Source organism: Marinitoga lauensis (assembly GCF_004135675.1).
Classification (GTDB): domain Bacteria; phylum Thermotogota; class Thermotogae; order Petrotogales; family Petrotogaceae; genus Marinitoga; species Marinitoga lauensis.
The window spans coordinates 352,817-372,867 of sequence record NZ_QHLX01000001.1 but is presented as its reverse complement, the minus strand read 5'-3'; the positions used below and the strand labels follow the sequence as shown (position 1 = coordinate 372,867).

The following is a 20,051-nucleotide window of genomic DNA, read 5'->3' as shown; positions in this document are numbered from 1 at the left end:
TTATAAGCTCAATTATAAGAATTGAATGATATAATTATACAAAAATTGTTGGGAGGGAAAGGTATGAAATTAAAAGATAAAATATGTATAGTTACTGGCGCAAATAGAGGTATTGGGAAAGAAATTAGTAAAAAATTTGTTGAAGAAGGAGCAATAGTTTTAGGTTTTGCAAGAAATATTGAAGCATTAAAAGAAGTCGAGAATGAATTAAATGTTTTAAATAAAGGTAAGTTTAAAGGTTATAAAGTGGATGTTTCAAGAAGTGAAGAGATAAACAATACAGTAAAGGAAATATTTAAGGAATTTAAAAGGATAGATGTGCTTGTTAATAATGCAGGAGTTACAAAAGATACGCTGTTATTGCTGATGAAAGAAGAAGAGTTTGATTTTGTTATAAATGTGAACCTAAAAGGCGTATTTTTGGTTACAAAAGCTGTAGCGAAAATTATGAGGAAACAGAAACAGGGTTCGATTATTAATATTTCAAGTGTAGTTGGTCTGGACGGAAATATTGGGCAGACAAATTATTCAGCAAGTAAAGCTGGAGTTATAGGAATGACAAAAACATGGGCTAAGGAATTAACGATGAAAGGTGAACAAATAAGAGTTAATGCTGTAGCACCAGGATTTATAGAAACAGATATGACAAAAAATTTAAGCGAAGAATTTAAAGAAGCGGCATTACAAAGAATACTTTTAAAACGTTTAGGTTCTGCAGAAGAAGTTGCTAAAGTAGTATTATTTTTGGCTTCTGATGATTCATCTTATGTTACAGGCCAGGTAATAAGAATAGATGGAGGTCTTTCGTTGTAATGTCATATATTCCAGCATATATAAAGCTATACGAAACTGGTGAATTACATAAAAGGCGTGATTTGTTATATGAAAAACTAAATTCGTGTGATTTATGTCCGAAAAAATGTAAGGTAAATAGACATGAAAAATTAGGAGTTTGTAGAGTTGGAGATGAAATTAGAATTTCGGAATTTGTTTTGTACAAAGGAGAAGAACCGCCATTAGTAGGAAATACGGGAGCTGGTGGGGTATTTTTTAGCAATTGTGTAATGAAGTGTGTTTATTGTCAAAATTTTAATTTTTCTCAAAAGGGTTTTGGCAAAGAATTTTCAGTTGAAGAATTAGCAAATAAATTTTTGTGGTTGCAAAATGAAAAGAAAGTGCAAAATATAGATTTAGTAACAGCAACACCTTATTTACCATTTATTTTTGATGCTTTGATTTTAGCTGTTGAAAAGGGATTAAAAATACCTATTGTATGGAATACATCCTCATATGAAAACATCGAAATATTAAAACTATTAGATGGAGTGGTTGATATATATTTAGCTGATATAAGATATACAACAGAATATGCGGCAAGTAGATATTCTAAAACTCCAGATTATTGGAAATATGCTCAAAAAGCAGTTAAAGAGATGTATAAGCAAATGGGTGGGGAATATATTTTTGAGAATAATGTAATGAAAAGAGGGTTAATTATAAGAATTTTAGTATTACCTAATAATATTGACGAGGCAAAAGATGCTTTGAAGTTTATTTCAAAACTTGATAAAAACATTCTTATAAGTCTTATGGATCAATATGTTCCAGTGTATAAAACAAAAGAATATCCTGAAATAAATAGGATTTTAAAGAAAAGTGAATATGAAAGAGTTATTGAAACTATGTTAGAATTAGATTTAAATGGCTGGGTCCAAGAACATAAATTATTAGAGGGGATTAAAGTGAGTAATGAAGAAATGATTATGAGGATTCTTGATGATATTCAGGAAGCTGTTATGTTAATTGATTCAAATGAAGATATTATATTTTTAAATAATTCAGCATCTAAAATACTAAATATTCCAAAAGAGAAAGCGTTATATACTAAAGTTACAGATACAGTAACAGATACTAGATTGCATATTGTTTTAAAAACCGGAATACCAGAATTAGATAGAATTCAAAATCTGGGGAAGAAAATAATTGTTACTTCAAGATTTCCTATAAGGGATGAAAATGATGAAATAATTGGAGCAGCAGCTATTTTTAGAGATGTGACAAGTATACAAAAGTTAGCGGAAGAAGTAACTAATTTAAGAGAATTAGATTCTCTTTTAAGGGCGATAATTGATTCAACATATGATGCAATATCTGTGGCTGATGAAGAAGGAAGAATCGTTATGGTGAACAAGGCGTATACCAAAGTAACAGGTCTTACACCTAAGGAAGTAATAGGTAAATTAGCAACATATGATATTGCAGAAGGTCATGAAAGTATGCATATTAGATGTGCAAGAGAGAAAAAACCAATATTAAATGTAAAAACAAAATTATCTACAAATAAAAAAGAGGTATTAATTAATGTAAATCCAATATTTGTTAAAGGTGAATTTAAAGGTAGTGTAGGTGTTATTCACGATATTTCTGAAATTGAGAGATTGCTCAGGGAGCTTGAAGCAACAAAAAGGCTTTTGAAAAAGGATGAAGCTAAATATACATTTGAAGATATTGTAGCTGAATCTGAAATAATGAAAAATGTTATATTTCAAGCCAAAAAAGCAGCTAATACAAATGTAAATATTTTATTATATGGAGAACCTGGTGTTGGAAAAGAAATATTGGCTCAGGCTATTCATAATTATAGTAAAAGAAGAAATTATCCATTTATTTCAACTAATTTATTGCTTCAAGATGAAAAGAAGCAACTAGAGAATTTATTTGAAAACAAGGAAAATTTATTATCTATGATAGAGAATGGAACATTGTTTATAGATAATGCTCATTTAATGAGTCCAAAGATTCAGGAATTGATGTTAGAGCTTTTAAATGAAGGAAAAGTATATTATAAAAATAAAAAAATAACATTATCTGGAAAAATAATTTTTGCTACGCCAGAAAATTTAAAAGAATTAATGTCTATAGGTAAATTTTCAAGAAATTTGTACTATAAAATGTCGGTTGTAACAATAGAAGTTCCAGCTTTGCGTGAAAGAAAAGAAGATATACCAAAGATGGCAAAACAGGTATTACATATATTGAATCAAAAACATGAAAAGGTAGTATATGATTTTTCAGAAGATGCTATAAAAATATTGGAAGATTATGATTGGCCGGGAAATATAAGAGAACTGGAAAATGTATTAGATAGAGCTTTAATGAATATGAGTCAATCTGATACTATTATTACATCAATGCATTTACCAGATTTAAAAGCTATGGATAAGGGAAAAAATGAATTAAATGGAACGCTTAAAGAATTATTGGATGAATATGAAAAATATATTATAATAGAAACATTAAAAACATGTCAGGGGAATAAAACGGCAGCAGCAAGAAAATTGGGGTTAACAGTAAGAAATTTATATTATAAGCTTGAAAAATTAGGATTAAAATAAAATGGTGATTATATGAGATTTCATTTTAATCTCGAAAGATTAAAAAATTTGAAGGAACGTCTGGAAGAAGATGCAAAAAGAATATTTTTAGAAGCTACTGCTGAAAGGATAAGAGCGGAGCAGAATCTTGTTGATATTAATAATAAAATAAAAACAGAAAATAAGAATTTTATATATCAGATTTCTAATAATCTGGTATCTATTCAAGAAATACAACAGTGGAGATCTTATTTGGAATCTTTAGAAAAGGAAAAAATAAGATTAGGTGAGATTTATAGAGAAAAGATGGCTATTGAGGAGGAAAAAAGAAAAAAATATTTAGAAGCACGTAAGGAAAGAATCATATTAGAAAAATTAAAAGAAAGAAAATTTGAAGAATATAAAATAGAATTTCAAAGAGAAGAAAACAGAAATTTGGATGAAATAGGAATACAAATGTTTTATAGAAAAAAGGAATAAATTTAAACAAATTTTATATTTTCTTCTATATACCTTAATAATAATTATGGTATAATAATCACGGTTAAGGCAACGTAGCCAAGGGGCCTAAGGCGGCGGTCTGCAAAATCGCTATTCGTGGGTTCAAATCCCACCGTTGCCTCCATTACTGAGCACTATAATGTGTTGCCATATTCGAAATGAATATCGGTCTGCAAATCCCCGTTAATTCGGGGATTTTGTTTTATATTCATACTTTTAGACCATTGTTAAGCTAAAAAATTTTTTTCATTTCTCCATCTTGTGCAATATCATCAGGAGTAACGAATTCTGGATCAGGTTCTATTATTATTCCTGCATCTTTATACATCCTCGCCACGAGTTCAGAACAAATCATTTTATTAGGATCTGAATATGGGAGTTGTTTTTCTAAGTATCTTTCTAAAGGTTCAAACCCCAAACTAAGAATTTCTGGAAGCCCATTCAGAATGAGTGAAGCGAAATCGTATCTCATATTGAAATATTTTGCTACATTTCTTTTTATTACACTTCTTTTTTCATTATCCATTTTTTCATGTCTGTATATATCAAAATTGCCTAAAATCCTAAGAGGGTATTTTATCAGATGCACGCCATTAAACCATGCAGCAAGAACATAGCCATTACCCACATATAATTCAGAGTGTATATATTCATGTCCTTCAATTTTTGCAATTATATCAGCTATATTTTTTCCAAGGAATTGTTTAAGAAAGGTGTATATTCCAGGAGCATCTTCTTTTTTTAATAGTAGAACATCTCCAACTTTTAATTCAACACTATTCATTTATTGTCACCTTCTTTTTCCAATCTAAAAAACCAAGATTTCTTATTGTCTAAATAATATTCTTCAATTACTGTATATCCATCATATTTCATTGCAAGATATTGAAGTGCTCGATTTTTATCTTCTATTTGAACTACAACATCAATTATTTCATTATCTTGCATGTTTTGATATTGTTGTAAAACTTCCTGTCTCTGTGGTTGATACGGATATACAAATCCAAGAATTACTGCTGCTAAAGTTGCAGCTAATATGATCCAAAGTTTCCAGTCTTTCATATCCATTATTTCACTCCTTTCTGAAGATTGAGATAAAATACTATACTTTCAATAATGGTATCCAATAATTCATCTGAGATTTTAATATGCATTTGACTTAAAGCTTTTTTGGCCATAACCATTGCCATGTTTTTTTTAGCTTCACCATGTAAGTTTTTCAGTTTTCCAATTTGCTCTACATATTCAACAACATGGGTTACAATTTTTCTTACGATTTTGATTTTACTTTCCATCTTCTTTGAATGAAGAAATAAATTTGCTAAAACAAATGCAATACCTACCAATACATACACAATAGTTTCCATACTTTCACTCTCCTTTCAATGTTTTATATAAAAAAAGAGCCAATTAAGGCTCTTTTGTATAAATATATTCATTATAATTTTTAAATTCAGTGAATATTTCCCTTTGAACGCTTGTGACTACACCTAAAACTGTACATTCATTTTCCCAGACAACTTCTACTCCGTTAATTGTTGGCTGAAGATTATAAAAGAAGATTTTTCCATCATATCTATTTCTTGCACACCTTTTTAAATACTTTTTTCTGTTGTAATATATAATAACATCATTCCCAGGTTCATATTCTTTCTTTTCATAATAGACAATATCTCCTTTTTTATATGTTGGTTCCATTAAATCATTTTCAACTAAAAATTTATTACTATCATTTCTATGATTATATGGTGGAAGCGGTATTATTCTTTTATTTGTCAATAGTTTTAAAATTTCAGATTCAATTGTTTTTTTGGATAATTCGTCAAGATTTTCATTTTCTTTTAAAAACTTTTGAAGTTGTAATGCCCTTAACCTATTTTCTCTTTGCTTTCTTAATGAAATTATTTCTTTCATTCTTGATAATTTTTCAAATTCATTCTTTTTACTTCCGATTTCATATTTTCCATATTTTCTTATCGAAGGTAATACTTCATGAGTAATCCATCGCCTGAATTCTTTTGCTTGTGGTTTTCTGCTCCCTAAAATAGCATTATAAAGTCCTGATTCATTGATTATAATTGCTTTTTGGTACGAGGCTCCAAATTGGAGCTTCGTGGTTTCTTTCTCATCTTCATCAAGTCTTGCGTACATTTTACTTGGCTTTTCATATTCCAAGACTTCTGCCACATCTTTTCCTACCCACCACGGCTCACCATTTTTTAATAATACTCTCACTTCATTACTTTTAAAATTAAATTTAACTAAATCTGCCATAAATATCCCTCCAGTGTGATATAATATATTTGTCGGTTTTGCAGAGGTCCACTCTCTGCCACCGGTTTCCAGTGTGACCGGTGAACCGACATTTTTATTATACTCTCTTTTTTATATATTGTCAAGACTATATAACCTTTGATTTATATTGAATAAAAAATATATTTTTAGTATAATATATAATTAGGATAGTATATTGGAGGTTTTTGTATGATAAAACACAAGGTTAAGAAACTTCTAAAAGAACGGGATAAATCATTATATTGGTTATCTCAAAAAACTGGTTTAAGTTATCCAAACTTACATAAACTAATAAAAAACGATACTCATTCTATAAATTTTGATACTTTAGATAAAATAATGAAAGCTTTAGAAATAACTGATTTTAATGAAATATTAGAATTTGTTCATGATGAAAGAAAAACTGGATAGTTTTTAATAAGGCTATTTAATAACAAAGGGAATAATCCCTTTTTTTCATAATATCTTCCATAAATTTAACTTCTTCACTAAAATTAGAGTATTGCAGGTGTTTTACAGCTTTTTATGATTAATTACATATAAATAAAAAAATAACACACTTATAGGTGCTATATCTTTTTAAGAATTCTTTTCATTTGTTTTAGAAATTTGTTATAGTAAAAAAATGGTGTTTTGTTTCTTTTTTAAAGAAAATTTCTTTAACTTCAAGTCTTGTTTTAGGTAATTGTCCATGTAGATTAAAAAAATAAATTTCAGAAAACTTAGGTTTCATTTCATGAGTTAATATTCTTGCATCTTTTACTGCTTTGACTGTATCTATAAATGATTCTCTGGACAAAGGATTATCTATTTTTATATTCCTTTTATATCCAAGAAAATCTTTTTCAATGCCATTAAAGAATTTTCTTTTTCGAAACCTATTCCAACCTACACACGCAACAAGAATTTTTTCAAAATATGAACAGTTTTCACATTCCCCAAATACAGCTAATATTAATTTAGCCTCATAATCAAATTCATTATCGTATATCATTTTCTCACCTCAAAATTTTTATTAAATAAGTTAATAAAAGTAAAAAATTACCTGCTAAAAGACCTATTAACCATTTGCCAACACTACTATAAAACCATTCTTGAGCTCTTTTGGGTATATATCCATTTTTCATTTCTTTCTCAAATTCATCAAATTTTTTTGTCAATTTTTCAATCATTTCTTTTAATTGTAAAAGTGTTAAATTGTGTTCTACATCTTCAATCATCCTCTCTTCCATTTTTCTTTCTAATTCTTTTATTTCATCAGAATAAGGGCAATCTTTGTAATTCAAAAGTTCCACCTCCAAGCAATAAAAAAAGAACCCGAAGGGTTCTTTGAATTTTAAGGTTATATTCTATTAAAACCTAACACTAAAGCTATTCGCTTTAATATTTCTTCCATATCATCGTTATTTAAAGTAAATAAGTATCTATCTAAAAATCTTTTTTCAATAGTAAAAAGTTGTTCACATTTTACTATTGTATCTCTTTTTAATTCAGAATATTGACTTTTATGCAATAAATGATGAGTTACATATTTTAATCTATTATTTTGAGAATCCCAATGTTTCTTAGGCTCAAAAGATGTCGTTGGAATTACTATTATATTGGAGTATGAGGCAGAGAATATTTTATCATCTTGAACAATAATTACTCTGTGATCATTTTTCATAGTAGTTTTAGATGGACTTGTATGGGAGTTAAATTCATAAAATATACTTGTCCAAATCCATATGATCCATTACTCTTTTTCATAATCAACCTCAATTATTTAACAAATAAGATTGCGTATTCGCAATTTCATTGGAAATTTTTTCGTTTGGTAACTCCCTTTTATTTCATGTGCTTGAATTGAAAATTTTTTTGCTTTTTTAATGCATTTTTAGCATTTAAAAGATTTATTTCATATTCGTCAAGATTAAAAAGTTCTTTAGGAATTTTTTCCCCATCTTCTAAAGAGGACCATAAACGAAAATTATGCGTAAATTCAGATATGCTTGTAGCAGCATATTTCTGCAAAAAAGAAATAATTTTTTCCAAAATATCAATCATTTCTTGAGAGAAATCTTCCATATTAGCTTTAATCAATGGGAAAAAATCATATTTTTTATGTTTAGAAGTTGTTTTTTGTAATTTAATTTTTATATATGGATTAGCCTTTTTAATATCTGTTAATTTATAAGCGGTTAATGGAACTGGACCATTAGGCATTCTGATATAATTATCCTCAAAAATAGTTTCTTTATATTTGTTATACCATATTAAATCCATAAAAAATATTGCTTTCATTAATTTGGTTCGCCCAATATTAGGATATTTTTCTAAGATATATATAATAGCATTTATCTGTTTTTCTTTTTTATTCATTTTTTTCACCCCTCAATACATTTATCGGTATTAATTGTATTATTATTATACTATTTTTTTATAAAAATGTGAAGCATTTTTTCTTACAAATCGAGGGAATGAAAAAGAACCCGAAGGGTTCTTGTTAGCTATATATTAAAATTCATATTCAATCCTAAACTCATGTATTTGTAAATTATTCCAATAAGGATATTGTGAAAATTCTAATCCAAAGGATTTTTTATAAATATACTTCAGATTGAAATTACCTATATTTACAGAGTTATCTATTTTGATATTGAAATATCCTAAAGGTGAAAATAAATATTCAGCAAAATCATCTGTTTTAGGCTGCATAAAATAGATCAATTCAATTTCACTATTAAAAATATCAAAATTAAAATCATTGCTGAGATAATATGCTGGAGTAGTGATTTTAGGACTTTCAAACATTAAATAACTTAATCCAACTTTCCAAGAAAAAGAGTTAATAACTAACAAAATAAACATCAGTAATATAAATATTCTTTTCAAAATTCCACCTCCTAATCATTTACAAATACAATATATTGTATATCTGCCTCTAAAGAGGCTGGAACTGGTTGTTTGTATATCGTTATTTTATTTGTACTTGAAGGATTTTCCCATGTACCAGTTTCTCTTGAGAATAACCATGCAGCCCAGCTTTCTCCTGCCATATATCCTCCACTTAAGCTCCAACTAATTATCCTGTCTGATGAAGATTGAGAAAATGGATATTCTTGACTATAAACCACAGTGTTTGTGTCAGTATTTATCAATTCAATTATTTCACTAATTATTTCAAGTGATGCATATTCAAAATCTTCCGCAGAAGAATTAAATGGTCCTGTTATTGCATTAAATTTTACTTTTCTCCTAATTTTATAATTTCCATTAGGAATATCTGTAATTGTAAGAGTTCTATTTGATAATATAAAATAATCACCTGTAAAACTTTTTACTCTACTAATAGCAGTACTATCAAAATTAACTGCTGGTGGAGAAGGTGTTCCATTTAATTTTGTAAATAATCCTTCAGTATGTAATTGAATTAAGCTTGTATCTACCACTAATTTATTTTTGGCCATGTTAGAGAAAATGTCTGCTCTGCAATTGGGAAATAACAAATATCTTGTCGCTCTGCAGTAACAGTTGTTTTATCGAAGTATAATAAACTCCCATCACTTTTTTCTAATGGAGTTACATTCTGTACACCACTTCTTTCACTTAATGGAGTGGCATTATATACACTTGTAACTCCAATAGTTGTTTCTGTATCATAAACATCATTACTAAATTCTTCATAACAATAAACTGTAAATCCACTGGTTGTTTTATCTTTAATTCCGTATTTTAAAACTCTTTCTGTTCCTACCCAGTCATTATCATAAATTTTATGTTGTAACGGGAACAATAAAACCTCATAATTCGCACTTTTCCATGGAGTAGGAAATGTTCTTGTTGCTTCTGTTGCTCCATTCTTTATTGAAAGGGTTCCAACATCATATATGTTTACAAAGGGTAAAGACTGTCCTTGATAATATTTTAAAAACCCATCTTGTCCATCAATACCATATCCTTCATTTTCATCACCAACTGTAATTTTTTCATTTGTATGTAGCCTTTTTATTATAGCTGTTCCAGAAGGTAATTCGCTTGCATAACTTCTCTCTTCAACTTCCGTATATTCAACTGGAACTGTATAATTGATTACATCAACTAAACTATCAACCCAATAAGCAATTGCTCCTTTTGGAAGTGATGTTTCTACTCCTAATATTAATTTATCTGCTGTAATCGAACCAGCTTCAATTCTATCCGCATCAAGATACCCTGTTGTAATTTTACTTGCATCTATATTTGCAATTTTAGCGTCATCGACTGCAAGGTCTGCTATTTTTGCATTTGTTATTGCTGCGTCTTTTATTTTAGCTTCTGCAATAGACGCATCTGCTATATGCGCTTCTTTAATTACACCTGTTGCAATATTTGCACTATTAGTTATTATTTCATTTGTTCCAATATGTGTTGCCGTTATTTCACCAGCTCCTATTTTTTCTGCGGTAACTGCAGAGGCACTCAATTTTTCCGTTGTAATTGCTCCTGCTGCAACTTTATCAGCTGTTATTGCTCCCGTTGCTATTTCATTAGCAGTAATGGCATTTGCTGCTATCTTATCAGTTGTAACTGCATTTGCATCTAATTTATCAGTTGTTATTGCATTACTTGCAATTTTATCTGCAGTTATAGATCCTGCTTTTATTTTTTCTGCTTCTACTGCGTCTGCTTGAATATGTATAGCTGATATTGAATTAGCGGCTATCTCATTTGCAGTTACTGCACCTGCTGCTATCTTTTCTGTAGTAATTGCTCCTGCAATTATTTTGTCTGAAGATATAGAATTAGCTTTTAATTTGGGTGTGGATATAGAATCATCTGCAATTTTGGTTTCTGTTATTGTTCCATTTGGAATATTATCTTCTACTACCTGTATTATGCTGTCAAGATTAACATAATCATATCCCACAGGTTTAATACCTTGAATATCATCCAATAATGAATTAGTCCAATAAGCTATAACTCCTGCTGGTAAAGCTAATGCTTTATAACTCAATTTATCATTTAAATCTGGAATAGTTGTATTATTCAAAGTATCAATATCTGTTCTATTATTATTTATATCAGTTTGCAAATTTGGAATTGTTGTATTATTTAGAGTATTTATATCTGCCTGATTTTGAGCAATAGCAGTTTCTGCATCATTTAAACGCTGACTTTCTAAATCTGCATCATAAACTTTTGCGGTTGTTGCTGAAACACTTGTGCTCCAATTACTTATATTGCCACTTTCATCGATAGCCCTGATTCTGAAATAATATGTTGTATTTGTATTTCCCGCATATGTGAATTGTGTTGCTGAAACTTTTATTGTTATTACGTTTTGTGTAAATCCGCTATCAGTTGCTACTTGTAATTCATATTCTTTGAAATCTTCTTCTGAGTTTGCATTCCATGAAACCTGTATTTTTTGAAATAATCCTGTAGCTGTTAATCCTGTTGGAATCGCAGGAGGCGTTTCGTCTTTTGCACTTGTTATTTGAGAAACTGTTGTCCAGTTTGATTTCTTACCTTCTGCATCTAAAGCTCTTAATTTTACGTATATTGTTTTATTTCCTGCAACTTCGAACTTCACTAATGCTTCTGATGTTTTTATATAATTCCAGTCTGTTCCATCGTAACTCCAAGCTAATTCATAGCCGATAAGGTCTGATTCTGTATTTGTATCCCATGATGCTTTTATAAAACTTAATCCGTTCTCGTTTATTGTTGTTAAACTTAATCCAGTAGGATCTGCTGGTGGATTTCCGTCTATATAATTTGTTCTATTATCAACCTGATCAACTTGAGCTTGCAAGGTCTGCACATCGCCTTGTATTTGTTCTATTTGCGTCTGTTCCGGAGGTTTAGTTATTGCATTATCTGTAATTGTTTTCGTAATTGTTTTATTGTTTATATCAAAGGTTATATTTTTCCATTCTGTTATATCTAATACAGTTTCAAATTTATTTGCTGAAAGGTTTTGCTTTACAGAGTTAACAATGAAAGTTCCACTTGAAATACCTTTTTTAGAAATAGATAAATCAATTAAGTTTCCTGCATAAACATCTGGATAAAATTCATTCATTTTTAGATTAAAGTGTATTTCTTTTCTGAGTTAGAATATGCAACATCAGCGACATTTGAAAGCATACTTTGATTTGAATAATAAGATTTGATTTTTAATTCTGAATCAGGTTCATTAGTTGTATTTGGAAGTACAACATTGTCTAAACTTACTTTCTTTATAGGTCTTCCTTTAAACCCAACATATGCAATTGTGTAATCCACTGTTGTAGCTAAGTTGGTAATTTTCAAAACTAATTTATCAGGATATGCTGTTAATTCATCTACTCTAATATATCCGTCGCTGTCCCTTGTGCAAAACTTCCTTTGTCATCAACGATTACATCACCATTTTTCACTGTTAAGGTTACATATGTATCAAAATCTTTTCCATAGTCACTTGTGTATTCTAATTCAAATGTTCCTTGTTCACTTGCTTTAATTATCGCATTATCTCCTTGCAATTCAGTATCAATTAATAATTCTGTATTTGCGGTTCCTATCTCATAACCTTCACTTTCTACAACAAAACGATTATATTTTTTCTCTTTTGTTATCTCATAATTAGCAAAATTATTTTCGTCAATGCTTAATGCTGTTGCTGGTTCTACAAAGTTTTCTATTCTTGTTCTATATTTTATTTTTCCCTCAGGACTTACCGAAATTCTTCCTTGTGTCGCATTTACAATTTCTTGTATTACACTCCAAATTGTCCTATCTTCTTTCGCTAAAAATACATCAAACGCAGTTGTTAGTGCTTGTAAATCGTGGTAACTACTGCTAATTCCAGCTCTATTTAATAAATCAGCAATTATTGCATCTGGAGTCATTGCAGTATATAAAAGAGGATTTTCAAGTGTTTTTTGCGATGTAATCCAAAGCAAATCTTTTATCTGTATTTCTGCTTTTTTGTGTTTTTCTTTGATACCGTGTGCTGGTTTCCAACCGTAAAAAATAGGTATATCTGTTGTTGTAACTCCATTAGTAACTTGAACTAATATTTTTACTTCCCATATCTTATTCAAATAATCATCGCTTACTGTTCCGTTTATTTTTCCAACGGAAACATCAAAAACATCATTATATTGCGTGGGAGTAAATTCATTATTGAGGTTAGCGACTATTATTTTAGCTTCATCGAATACAGGTTTTGAAAGTAATTGAATACGATTTGTTGTTTTAACTTGTTGCACGTAATCGCTTAAATCATACCAATTAGTTCCGTCTATCTTCGCATAAAAAAGTATTTTTTTGTATCTTGTTGCATCTCTAATATATTGCAAATAACTTTGATCTATACTCAAAGGCTCGAACATTTGTTATCACCGCCTTACAGTTTAACTACTATATTTTTGGCTATTCTTATTTCTCCAGTTCCATATAAATGCGTTCTATTATATTCTTGTGCGTCTTTTAAGTTTGTAAAAACAGCTAATAAATCATTATACATCCCATATACCATATATACTGTTGTTGTTTGATAGCGGTTGTTAAAAATTAAACTATCGTGAGTAGAATACATTGTTTCACCTCCGTATAAAAAATGGAGGGTTTTAAAACCCTCCATGATATTTCCTATAAAACTCTAATTATTCCGCTTTAACATTTAGAATCCCTCTCTAAATAATGGGCATCTTAGCTGGAACTGCAAATGGCTTCTTTGCGTTGTAAAGTTCCTGAATGAATTCGGGAGTCCAAACATTAGGATTATATTCGCCAATGTAGAGGTCAGATATTAAAACATTTCTTTCATGTTCTGTACCTGAATCATAATTTCCTACATAACCACTTAAAGTTAAATCATTCATAACCATATTTGTAGGGTCATATGCACCAGTTAAAACTTCATTTGCATCAAAATATAGTTTAACTGTATTATCAGTTACTATGCATACGTAATAATGCCATTCTTTTTCAATATCCGTAGAAAAAACGGCAGGGTTGCTCCAATATCTTGTAATTGGCGTCCCTGCTGTTGGACGTATGCTAATACCTAATTTGCCAGCATTACCTGTGCCACTTGATGATTCTGGCCCGCCAAATAAAATTTCAAATGTAGTTTTTGAAGTGGAAGTAGAAACTTCTCCTGTATCTACTAAATGTTGCCAATGATTTGTTTTTATCATTGCATACTCCAATTTCCCCAAAAACTTATAACAAAGTTTTTATTTATTCCAAAAGGTAAAATAGTTTTACCTTCTGCTCTCGTCCCATCAACAAAACTTGTTGAAAATGATTTTTTCTCTACTTGAATTTTTTCTATCCAATAAGAAGGTGTTGATGTAGAACCTATTCCTACATTAATATAAGCCAAAGAACTTGGAGCACTGCTTAAATCAATTGTTATAGAGAAATACCCTTTTGTATCAGGTGCTACATTTGTAAGAAATTGTGGCCATATATTTGAACCAGTAGAATCATAACCTGCTATATATATTCTTACAAGAGAAAGGTCAGTCCAGCCTGAAATACTTATTTTTTCTGTATTTGTGGCAGTAACTTGACAACCGGGCAAAGGTCCAGAAAGTGGTTGGTCAGTTGCTATTATTTTATAACCATTAGTAGTATAATAACTTCTAGCAGAACGTAAAGAACCTCCATAATATTCTTGAGTAAGAGGATAAATAAAATAATTCGTCGTCCCTTCTTCAACTGCAAAACTCTTGACACCTTCGAATGGTATATCGTCATCACGCAAAGTTACACAAAGACTGCCATCATCATTATAGATAAGATTATATGGTGTTTTTATCAAAGCCATGATTTATACCTCCTCAACACTTATTTCTTTTGGTAATTCAGTATTAGCTAAGGCGAGGTTTTGCATTATTTCATCTTTTTTTGCTGCATACATCGTTTTTAAAACTTCTGGAATAATATTTTTCATGAACAAATCAAATTCAGATTCAAAAATAAATTGCTCGTATTCGTACATTGTTTGAGTTTGCATTACTTCATTTCCTTGTTCATCAATTATTGGAACTTCTTCCTGAATTTCTTGAATATTGTAATTGAAAGCATATTTTACTCTTGTTTTTGATTTTCTAATATCATCAGTAACACTTATAATTTGAATTTCAGAAGGTTTTACTGAACTTCTAACCATAATTTCACCTCCGTATAAAATAAAAAAGAGCCAATTAAGGCTCTTTAAATTTATTATTATTTTACTTCAAGAATCTTAAATTCAAAATTCACTAAATTGGGATCTATATTTCCTATTTTATTTAATATCTCTTTTTTGTTTTTAATGATTTCATCATGATTGAAATATTCTTCAATTGTGTAATTTTGAATTAAAGGTTCTTCATTAAAAAGTTTATAATACATTTCATTATAAATAGTTATAGATTCCAATCTAAAAAATATTTTAAAGTCTTCTTCGTATTCATAATATTCTTCATTATTATACTTTATATTAATTTTATAATATAAATCTTCTTCTTTTATCAAATCATAAAGAAACGCTTTTAAAAGCACAAAAGTCAAAAGTGGAGAAATAATAAAACTTTTTTTGTCATTTTTAGATATAAAATCAAAATAATAATTATAATCATATTTCTCATAATCTATAGTACTTTCTACAAGATATTCTTCTATTATATTTAATTCTTTGTAGCCAGAATTTTCGCACATTTCCCAAAAATCATTCTTTTTGTCAATTGAAACTTTTACATTAAAAGCTGCTTTATCTGATAAGTTTATAATTTCAACTTCTTTCCAAAAACTAACATTTGCATTTTTAGGTGAAAGTTTAATCCAAATTTGAGGCTTTGAAGCTTTTTTGTTTCTTTTATGCTCTTTAAATTCGCTCCACATAAAATAATTAAAGAGGATATTAATGTTAAAGAAGGGAGTATCCAATCATAATTATCTTTAAATTTTGCAATTATGAACAGCAGGAAACCATTTGTTCCACCATAAAAACTAAGAAAATATATTAATCCTAATAAATTAAAAACCACAGTAATAAATACTACAACCCAAAATATAATCCTTTCTTTAGAATTCAATTTAATCCCCCTTGAGATAATTATACCTCAAAAGAGGGGATTTTTTTATGCAAATTTCAATGTTCCATTGTCGAATAATTCTTGGGCTGCTTTGGCTAACCACTCTTTAAAACTGCTTTCGCTATCAAAGATAAAACTGTCATTTGCATTAACAATAATTGTTTGATTCACAACTTCTGGTGCAGAACGTTGCACTGTAGAAGTATATTGACTCTGATAGGAATTCTCTACATTTTGCTCTACATTCAAATCAACTTTTGCAATTTTTTCATTTGCTTCTTTAATGATTTGCCCCATGCTTTTTACTGTTCTTTTTCCTATATCAACAACACCAAAAGTTAATCCCTTAATTACATCTGAAACTATATTATACAACCAATTAAAAGCACTTGCGATCATTCCAAAAACAATATAAAATCCTCTTCCGATTGGAACTAATACAGCATTATATATCCAAGTTAAAACTGCTCCAAACGCTTGTAATCCTGCAAATAAAGGTTGTAAAATAGGAACTAATAATGTTCCTAACATTTGCCCAAGTGCTTTTAATATATTTACGAAAGGTTGTAATGCTCCATTAATTAGAGGCCCAATTACAGCCATTAAACTTTCTACAATTGTATTAATTGGATTTAATAAAGCTACAACATTACTTAAACTCATTACTGCTTGAATTATAGGTCCAAATAAACTTCCTAACATACCAAATAAACCACTAAACATATTGCTTAGTCCATTTAATATTGGTCCAAATATTGCATCTCCACTGATTTGATTACCTAATTCACCAAGAACATTACCTGCACCACTTGCAAAACCTGATGCTTTATTCGCAACCCAGTTTTCAGTTTTCTTAACTCCATTAATTACTGCTTGTCCAAAACTTGTTTTTGCTATACCTTCACCTATTATACCGCCAACATTTCCAATGCTTCCGGTTAGAACATCGAAACCGCCTTTAAATATCTGAGTTAAAAATCCAGCTTGACCTTTTTCGAAGTCATAATAAGCTTTGGTTTCTGGGTATAATGTTTGAGCTAATTTGAGATCTTCTGTTAATTGTTGCAACATTGATTTTTGTGTTTTATCATTTCCTTCTTGGATTCCAAGCATTTTATTTAAAGTTTCTGTTATTAAATCTTGATTTTCTTTAACTTCTGGTATGTAATTAGAAATATAATTAATTATTTCTGGTATTATATCTGCAACAGTTTTTACATTAGTTCCAATTTCTCCCAATACATCTCCACCTAAAAAACTTGATATTGTTGTTGCTACACTTCCACCATCTGCGTAACCTTTTATTCTTTTTTGTTCTAAAATACTTATCAATTGCGGATATTTTTCTACTAACCAAGCAGGAATTACATATTCCCCTTTATGCACTATTCCTGCAACATCATATTTTCCGCCGTTTCCTGTGTATCCACCTTCTGCAAACCCTGCTCCTAATAAAGCATATTTTAAAGCTTGTTCCATGAATGTTGCTGATAATGCACTACTGGTTAAAACACCAGCTCCTATACCACCAAATATAGCTCCCATTCTCAATGCATATTGTCCAAAACTCAAAGCTTTGTCTGTTGCTAATGTAGTTGTAGAAATAGCACTTCCTGTTAAGCTTGTAGTTGTTTCTCCTGTTATTATATAAGGATTACTACCAATTTCTTTTGGTGCTTCAGGATTAACTGGTTTTGTTTCTTCAAATTCATTTTTCCCTTTTATCAAATCAATTGTGAATTGTATTGTCTTTTTCCATGCATTAACTATCAAGTCAGAGAAGAAATTCCAAATTTTCTTTGCTCCTTCTGCAATATTAAAAGCTACATTTACAACTAAGTCTCTAACTCCTGATACGATCCAATCGTATAATGCGATATATGTAAATGTAATTTTAGCTGCAATTTCAATTAGATTATTAAGGATCCAACTTGAGATTTTGCTCAAATTTTCTAAAAAATCAATTGTTACTGTTATTGCTCCATTTAATATCCATGCTGATATTTTGTCTAAATTTTCTAAAAAATAAACTACTGCTTCAAAACTTTTCTCAAATGCATATTCTACAAAATTAGCTACTACCAAAAAGCCATCAATCACTTTATCAGCTATCCAAACAAAGAATTCAATTGTTGCAGTAAATCCATTTATCATTTTTTTAGCTATCCAATTAAAGAATTGAATTACAGCTGTAAATCCTTCTATTACTTTCTTGAATATAGGATTAAAAAATTCGATTATAGCAGCAAATCCTGAAATTGTTGTTCTTGCTAACCACGCAAAAAATTCAATAAGAGCCATAAATCCTTCAACTGTTTTTCCAGCTAACCATTCAAAACTCGTTACAGTTGCATTTATAGCAAAATTTAATACTGCTTTTAAAGCTCCACCTAATAATCCTATAAGCCATTTGAAAAATCCTTGCTCTTGAATTAATTTAAATTGTTTACCTAACCATTTTATTGCATTACCTATTCCATTTATAATCGCTTGAATAACTTCTATTCTTTTTGCTTTATCCAAAGATGCAAACCATGCAACTAATATTCCAAATAGCCATGTAAATGGATTTACTAATGCACTTACTACACTACCAAGCTTACTTAAAACATTAAGCATCATATTAAAGATTACTATTGCTATTAATAATTTTGTTACTGCTGTTATTAGTGCTACAAATTTATCTTTGTTCTCATCTATCCATTTTGCTAATCCTTGAAACCACCTTATAGCTTTTTCGATCCATACACCTAAGACACCTTTAAATGCATTATATATTGTTTGTTTCAAATTATCCAAAACCACAAGCAATTTTCTAATTTGGAATTCTAAGGTAGAAGTTTGTTTAATAAACATTTCATTTAAAGCTGAAACATCATCTGTAACTAAGTTCGTTATATTTTCAAGATCATCAAAATTATTTATCAAATTTACAATTGCTTGCCTTGCTGTATCTGATAATTGTAATTGATTAATAAAGTTAGCTACCTCTTCATTTGTTTTGCCTTTCAGCTGATTCCTTAACTGTTTTAATACATTTACAAATCCTATAAATTTACCATTTTCATATAATTTAATCCCTGCTTTTGTTAATTGCTCTGATTTTTGAGTTAATTCATCATATGCGTTTTGAAGTGCATTAGCTGCTTGAGAAGCATCAGGCATATATTTTGTCAAGGTTGCAAATGTTGCTGTTGCAGAAATCCAGTTTTCTCCTAAACTTCTTGCAGATGCGGAAATTTCAGGGATATATTGAGCTAATTGCTCGTAATTCAACAAACCATATTTTACAGCCTGAAATTGTACTGCATAAACCTTTGTTAAATCTTGCATATTCAAACCGAAACCTTTAATTTGCTTTATTGCACCTGTGAATGCTGTTTCTACATCAGTTGCCCCCGCTACACTTGCTTTTGCAACCTGTTCTAAAACTGCAGGAACATCTTTTAATTCTATTCCTGCACTACCTAATGCATATGTTGCTTCCCACATTGATTTTAAAGAAAATCCATACTTTTGAGCTATTGTAGTAATTTTATTTCCAAGTTGTTTTTCAAATTCTTTTGCTGTTACTCCAAACATCGTTGAAGCATTTGCCATCGCTTTTTCTGTATCTTTTGAAAAAGCTACAATAGCTGTTCCTGTTGCTGTTATTGCACCTAATGCATATTTTACATATCTTGCTATATCATCAAAATTTTGTTTGAATTGATTAAATTTTTTGTTTGTTTTATCAACCGCAGTTTCTAATGTATTTACAGATTTTGTAATTGTTTTTAAAGCTTGAGAAGCATAATCTTTAGCTTGAATTAATATACTCAAAGTTGCGGTATTAGCCATCTAT

The 20,051-nt window shown here is 29.5% G+C and carries 24 protein-coding genes and 1 tRNA gene; 5 read left to right on the top strand and 20 right to left on the bottom strand.

The genetic code is table 11. The features are described 5' to 3' along the window. Positions 1 to 63 precede the first annotated feature (63 nt). The 4 genes from fabG (at position 64) to DJ007_RS02020 (ending at position 3,999) form a co-directional block, all read left to right on the top strand. The gene (gene fabG / locus DJ007_RS02040) at positions 64 to 813 is read left to right on the top strand and encodes a 3-oxoacyl-[acyl-carrier-protein] reductase (protein ID WP_129408109.1); all 750 of its coding nucleotides are present in this window, start codon (positions 64 to 66) and stop codon (positions 811 to 813) included. Further along, positions 813 to 3,395 carry a sigma 54-interacting transcriptional regulator gene (locus DJ007_RS16790; RefSeq protein ID WP_165973953.1) on the top strand — a complete coding sequence of 861 codons (2,583 nt, stop codon included), beginning with the start codon at positions 813 to 815 and terminating at the stop codon, positions 3,393 to 3,395. The genes fabG and DJ007_RS16790 overlap by 1 nt, the downstream gene beginning before the upstream one ends. A 12-nt stretch (positions 3,396 to 3,407) precedes the next feature. After that, positions 3,408 to 3,854 (top strand): flagellar export protein FliJ, encoded by a 447-nt coding sequence (gene fliJ / locus DJ007_RS02025; RefSeq protein ID WP_129408108.1) that lies wholly within the window; start codon positions 3,408 to 3,410, stop codon positions 3,852 to 3,854. 68 nt (positions 3,855 to 3,922) lie between these two features. Then, a tRNA-Cys gene (locus DJ007_RS02020) sits at positions 3,923 to 3,999 on the top strand. 108 nt (positions 4,000 to 4,107) lie between these two features. Here the strand turns inward: DJ007_RS02020 and DJ007_RS02015 are convergent. From DJ007_RS02015 to DJ007_RS02000, 4 genes are read right to left on the bottom strand one after another with little or no spacing between them, the layout of a single operon-like run. Next, the gene (locus tag DJ007_RS02015; protein WP_129408107.1) at positions 4,108 to 4,659 is read right to left on the bottom strand and encodes a hypothetical protein; all 552 of its coding nucleotides are present in this window, start codon (positions 4,657 to 4,659) and stop codon (positions 4,108 to 4,110) included. After that, a complete protein-coding gene (locus DJ007_RS02010) occupies positions 4,656 to 4,943 on the bottom strand; it encodes a hypothetical protein (protein WP_129408106.1) in 288 nt (95 codons plus the stop codon). Before DJ007_RS02010 ends, DJ007_RS02015 begins: the two co-directional genes overlap by 4 nt. After that, positions 4,943 to 5,242 carry a phage holin, LLH family gene (locus DJ007_RS02005; protein WP_129408105.1) on the bottom strand — a complete coding sequence of 100 codons (300 nt, stop codon included), beginning with the start codon at positions 5,240 to 5,242 and terminating at the stop codon, positions 4,943 to 4,945. The genes DJ007_RS02010 and DJ007_RS02005 overlap by 1 nt, the downstream gene beginning before the upstream one ends. A gap of 43 nt (positions 5,243 to 5,285) precedes the next feature. Further along, positions 5,286 to 6,149 carry a BRO family protein gene (locus DJ007_RS02000; RefSeq protein WP_129408104.1) on the bottom strand — a complete coding sequence of 288 codons (864 nt, stop codon included), beginning with the start codon at positions 6,147 to 6,149 and terminating at the stop codon, positions 5,286 to 5,288. A 210-nt stretch (positions 6,150 to 6,359) separates the two neighbouring features. Between DJ007_RS02000 and DJ007_RS01995 the strand changes: the two genes are divergently transcribed. Further along, a complete protein-coding gene (locus DJ007_RS01995) occupies positions 6,360 to 6,581 on the top strand; it encodes a helix-turn-helix domain-containing protein (RefSeq protein ID WP_129408103.1) in 222 nt (73 codons plus the stop codon). Positions 6,582 to 6,771: 190 nt separating this feature from the next. Here the strand turns inward: DJ007_RS01995 and DJ007_RS01990 are convergent, their stop codons facing one another. The 16 genes from DJ007_RS01990 to DJ007_RS01920 all read right to left on the bottom strand — a co-directional run bounded on the left by DJ007_RS01990 (position 6,772) and on the right by DJ007_RS01920 (position 20,047). Beyond that, positions 6,772 to 7,164 (bottom strand): hypothetical protein, encoded by a 393-nt coding sequence (locus DJ007_RS01990; RefSeq protein WP_129408102.1) that lies wholly within the window; start codon positions 7,162 to 7,164, stop codon positions 6,772 to 6,774. Between the two features lie 4 nt (positions 7,165 to 7,168). Next, on the bottom strand, positions 7,169 to 7,456 hold the full coding sequence (locus DJ007_RS01985) for a hypothetical protein (protein WP_129408101.1): 288 nt from the start codon (positions 7,454 to 7,456) through the stop codon (positions 7,169 to 7,171). Between the two features lie 56 nt (positions 7,457 to 7,512). After that, positions 7,513 to 7,836, bottom strand: a complete 324-nt coding sequence (locus tag DJ007_RS01980) for a type II toxin-antitoxin system PemK/MazF family toxin (RefSeq protein ID WP_129408100.1) — start codon at positions 7,834 to 7,836, stop codon at positions 7,513 to 7,515. A 161-nt stretch (positions 7,837 to 7,997) separates the two neighbouring features. After that, on the bottom strand, positions 7,998 to 8,531 hold the full coding sequence (locus DJ007_RS01975) for a Panacea domain-containing protein (protein WP_129408099.1): 534 nt from the start codon (positions 8,529 to 8,531) through the stop codon (positions 7,998 to 8,000). Positions 8,532 to 8,666: 135 nt separating this feature from the next. Further along, positions 8,667 to 9,044: a hypothetical protein gene (locus tag DJ007_RS01970; RefSeq protein WP_129408098.1), complete on the bottom strand. Its 378-nt coding sequence runs from the start codon at positions 9,042 to 9,044 to the stop codon at positions 8,667 to 8,669. A gap of 11 nt (positions 9,045 to 9,055) precedes the next feature. Next, the gene (locus tag DJ007_RS01965) at positions 9,056 to 9,601 is read right to left on the bottom strand and encodes a hypothetical protein (RefSeq protein WP_129408097.1); all 546 of its coding nucleotides are present in this window, start codon (positions 9,599 to 9,601) and stop codon (positions 9,056 to 9,058) included. Further along, complete coding sequence (locus DJ007_RS01960) at positions 9,601 to 12,216, bottom strand: phage tail protein (protein ID WP_129408096.1); 2,616 nt, start codon at positions 12,214 to 12,216, stop codon at positions 9,601 to 9,603. The genes DJ007_RS01965 and DJ007_RS01960 overlap by 1 nt, the downstream gene beginning before the upstream one ends. A 2-nt stretch (positions 12,217 to 12,218) precedes the next feature. Then, positions 12,219 to 12,446 carry a hypothetical protein gene (locus DJ007_RS01955; RefSeq protein ID WP_129408095.1) on the bottom strand — a complete coding sequence of 76 codons (228 nt, stop codon included), beginning with the start codon at positions 12,444 to 12,446 and terminating at the stop codon, positions 12,219 to 12,221. Between the two features lie 32 nt (positions 12,447 to 12,478). Continuing rightward, positions 12,479 to 13,510 carry a hypothetical protein gene (locus DJ007_RS01950; RefSeq protein WP_129408094.1) on the bottom strand — a complete coding sequence of 344 codons (1,032 nt, stop codon included), beginning with the start codon at positions 13,508 to 13,510 and terminating at the stop codon, positions 12,479 to 12,481. 14 nt (positions 13,511 to 13,524) lie between these two features. Next, positions 13,525 to 13,716, bottom strand: coding sequence for a hypothetical protein (locus DJ007_RS01945; RefSeq protein ID WP_129408093.1), 192 nt, complete (start codon positions 13,714 to 13,716; stop codon positions 13,525 to 13,527). Positions 13,717 to 13,813: 97 nt separating this feature from the next. Beyond that, positions 13,814 to 14,341, bottom strand: coding sequence for a LamG-like jellyroll fold domain-containing protein (locus DJ007_RS01940; protein WP_206076018.1), 528 nt, complete (start codon positions 14,339 to 14,341; stop codon positions 13,814 to 13,816). Then, positions 14,317 to 14,955 (bottom strand): hypothetical protein, encoded by a 639-nt coding sequence (locus DJ007_RS01935; protein ID WP_129408091.1) that lies wholly within the window; start codon positions 14,953 to 14,955, stop codon positions 14,317 to 14,319. Before DJ007_RS01935 ends, DJ007_RS01940 begins: the two co-directional genes overlap by 25 nt. A 3-nt stretch (positions 14,956 to 14,958) precedes the next feature. Beyond that, positions 14,959 to 15,300, bottom strand: a complete 342-nt coding sequence (locus tag DJ007_RS01930) for a hypothetical protein (protein WP_129408090.1) — start codon at positions 15,298 to 15,300, stop codon at positions 14,959 to 14,961. A 56-nt stretch (positions 15,301 to 15,356) separates the two neighbouring features. Next, positions 15,357 to 16,013: a DUF8453 domain-containing protein gene (locus DJ007_RS01925; protein WP_129408089.1), complete on the bottom strand. Its 657-nt coding sequence runs from the start codon at positions 16,011 to 16,013 to the stop codon at positions 15,357 to 15,359. After that, positions 15,896 to 16,207 carry a hypothetical protein gene (locus DJ007_RS14490; protein ID WP_165973951.1) on the bottom strand — a complete coding sequence of 104 codons (312 nt, stop codon included), beginning with the start codon at positions 16,205 to 16,207 and terminating at the stop codon, positions 15,896 to 15,898. Before DJ007_RS14490 ends, DJ007_RS01925 begins: the two co-directional genes overlap by 118 nt. Before the next feature lie 45 nt (positions 16,208 to 16,252). Beyond that, positions 16,253 to 20,047 (bottom strand): phage tail tape measure protein, encoded by a 3,795-nt coding sequence (locus DJ007_RS01920; RefSeq protein ID WP_129408088.1) that lies wholly within the window; start codon positions 20,045 to 20,047, stop codon positions 16,253 to 16,255. Between the last annotated feature and the right edge of the window lie 4 nt (positions 20,048 to 20,051).